The organism is Collinsella aerofaciens, assembly GCF_039752775.1.
GTDB lineage: Bacteria > Actinomycetota > Coriobacteriia > Coriobacteriales > Coriobacteriaceae > Collinsella > Collinsella aerofaciens_R.
The window spans coordinates 1-3,276 of sequence record NZ_JBDMGT010000057.1; the positions used below are offsets into that span (position 1 = coordinate 1).

Annotated in this window: 1 tRNA gene and 2 rRNA genes (1 of these 3 only partly in view); all 3 read right to left on the reverse strand. The window is 48.0% G+C overall.

The annotated features are described in order from the left end of the window. Positions 1 to 287: 287 nt before the first annotated feature. Positions 288 to 362, reverse strand: a tRNA-Asn gene (locus ABHR63_RS09875). A 9-nt stretch (positions 363 to 371) separates the two neighbouring features. Next, a 5S ribosomal RNA gene (gene rrf / locus ABHR63_RS09880) occupies positions 372 to 489 on the reverse strand. Between the two features lie 52 nt (positions 490 to 541). After that, a 23S ribosomal RNA gene (locus ABHR63_RS09885) occupies positions 542 to 3,276 on the reverse strand; it runs 169 nt beyond the window's last position.

Here is a 3,276-nt window from a genome sequence, read left to right on the forward strand (position 1 = left end):
AAACTTATATATCTAAGTATATTCCTTTCAAATAAAAAATATTATATTTAGTATTTTTTATATATTAAGATAATGATTTTCCCTAAAAATTCCCCATACTTTAAAAGAAAAATATTAACTGTATTAAACTTAGATTTTAAGTTTCTACTATTAATAACTATATGTTAACACTTTCTTTATAATTTAATAATTCAACATAAATTATTAAATTCCTTTGAGAAATACAAAAAGAGTTATTAAAAAAGACATTTATATCTTCTTTAATAACTCTTTTTAAATAAAAAAAATGGCTCCTCGGAGAGGACTCGAACCTCCAACCTATCGGTTAACAGCCGAGTGCTCCACCATTGAGCTACCGAGGAACATTTTGGACCTGGCGACCACCTACTCTCCCACACAGTCTCCCGTGCAGTACCATCGGCTTCTAAAGGCTTAACCGTCGTGTTCGGAATGGGAACGGGTGTTACCCTAAAGAACATCATCACCAGATGTTTGAAAAAACTTTGTTCTTTCAAAATTGCACATATTTAATTTACTATATTTGGTCAAGCCCTCGATCTATTAGTATCGGTCAGCTGAACATGTTACCATGCTTACACCCCCGACCTATCAACCTTGTGTTCTTCAAGGGATCTTACTAGCTTACGCTATGGGAAATCTCATCTTGAGGTTGGCTTCACGCTTAGATGCTTTCAGCGTTTATCCATTCCCGACTTAGCTACCCAGCTGTGCTCCTGGCGGAACAACTGGTACACCAGAGGTCAGTCCATCCCGGTCCTCTCGTACTAAGGACAGCTCCTCTCAAATTTCCTACGCCCGCGACGGATAGGGACCGAACTGTCTCACGACGTTCTGAACCCAGCTCGCGTGCCGCTTTAATGGGCGAACAGCCCAACCCTTGGGACCGACTACAGCCCCAGGATGCGACGAGCCGACATCGAGGTGCCAAACCTCCCCGTCGATGTGGACTCTTGGGGGAGATCAGCCTGTTATCCCCGGGGTAGCTTTTATCCGTTGAGCGATGGCCCTCCCACGAGGTACCACCGGATCACTAAGCCCGACTTTCGTCCCTGCTCCACTTGTGGGTGTCGCAGTCAGGCTCCCTTCTGCCTTTGCACTCTTCGAACGATTTCCGACCGTTCTGAGGGAACCTTTGGGCGCCTCCGTTACTTTTTAGGAGGCGACCGCCCCAGTCAAACTGCCCACCTAACAATGTCCTGTGACCAGATTCATGGCCGCCAGTTAGAATTTCAGTACTGTCAGGGTGGTATCCCAAGGTTGACTCCACCAAGGCTGACGCCCTGGTTTCCTAGTCTCCCACCTATCCTGTACAGACAATACCAAAACTCAATGCTAAGCTACAGTAAAGCTCTACGGGGTCTTTCCGTCCAATCGCGGGTAGCGAGCATCTTCACTCGCACTACAACTTCGCCGGATTTACAGTTGAGACAGTGCCCAAGTCATTACGCCATTCGTGCGGGTCAGAACTTACCTGACAAGGAATTTCGCTACCTTAGGACCGTTATAGTTACGGCCGCCGTTTACTGGGGCTTAAGTTCACACCTTCGCTTGCGCTAAGTGTTCCCCTTAACCTTCCAGCACCGGGCAGGCGTCAGCCCCTATACATCAGCTTACGCTTTAGCAGAGACCTGTGTTTTTGCTAAACAGTTGCTTGGGCCTATTCTCTGCGGCCTACTCTCGTAGGCACCCCTTCTCGCGAACTTACGGGGTCAATTTGCCGAGTTCCTTAACTGTAATTCTTCCGCCGGCCTTAGGATTCTCTCCTCACCTACCTGTGTCGGTTTGCGGTACGGGCACTACTTCTCTCTCTAGACGCTTTTCTTGGCAGCGTGGAATCATGTACTTCGGTTCCGTAGAACCTTCCCCATCACGCCTCAGCATTATGAGAGCGGATTTGCCTACTCTCACTGCCTAAACGCTTAGACTAGCATCCAATAGCTAGCACACACTATCCTCCTGCGTCACGCCATCGATAATAACGATGGTAGTGGTACTGGAATATCAACCAGTTGTCCATCACCTACGCCTTTCGGCCTCGGCTTAGGTCCCGACTAACCCTCAGCGGACGAACCTTCCTGAGGAAACCTTAGGTTTTCGGCCTGTGGGATTCTCACCCACATCTCGCTACTGATGCCAACATTCTCACTCGTAACCAGTCCACCGCTCCTTACGGTACGACTTCAGCCCGGTTACGACGCTCTCCTACCGCTTGAACTTAGTTCAAGCCCGTAGCTTCGGTGGTAAGTTTAGCCCCGTTACATTTTCGGCGCAAGATCTCTCGACTAGTGAGCTATTACGCACTCTTTTAATGAATGGCTGCTTCTAAGCCAACATCCTAGTTGTCTTAGAAATCTCACATCCTTTCCCACTTAACTTACACTTTGGGACCTTAGCTGACGATCTGGGCTGTTTCCCTTTTGACCACGGATCTTATCATTCGTAGTCTGACTGCCGAGCTCAAAGTATGTGGCATTCGGAGTTTGATAAGGTTCGGTAAGCGCTATGCCCCCTAGCCCATTCAGTGCTCTACCTCCACTACTCATACTCGACGCTAGCCCTAAAGCTATTTCGGAGAGAACCAGCTATCTCCGGGTTCGATTGGAATTTCTCCGCTATCCACAGCTCATCCCATGCTTTTTCAACAGCAACGTGGTTCGGTCCTCCACGAGGTTTTACCCTCGCTTCAACCTGGCCATGGATAGGTCACCCGGTTTCGGGTCTACGGCATGCAACTAGTCGCCCTATTCAGACTCGGTTTCCCTTCGGCTCCGTACCTTAAGTACTTAACCTTGCTACATACCGTAACTCGTTGGCTCGTTCTACAAAAAGCACCTCATCACCCTCATAAGGGGCTCTGAGCGGTTGTAGGCACACGGTTTCAGGTTCTATTTCACTCCCCTCCCGGGGTTCTTTTCACCTTTCCCTCACGGTACTGCTTCACTATCGGTCATCAGGTAGTATTTAGCCTTGGGAGGTGGTCCTCCCTGCTTCCCACAAGGTTTCACGTGTCTCGTGGTACTCTGGATCATAACTCGTGGTCTTCTCGTTTCACTTACAGGACTATTACCTTCTACGGTGGAACTTTCCAGTTCTCTTCAGTTACAATAGCCTCCACTTTTATGTTATGTCCACAACCCCGGAAACAAGTTTCCGGTTTGGGCTCTTTCCCTTTCGCTCGCCGCTACTAAGAAAATCGATTTTTCTTTCTCTTCCTCCAGGTACTTAGATGTTTCAGTTCCCTGGGTTACCTTCATT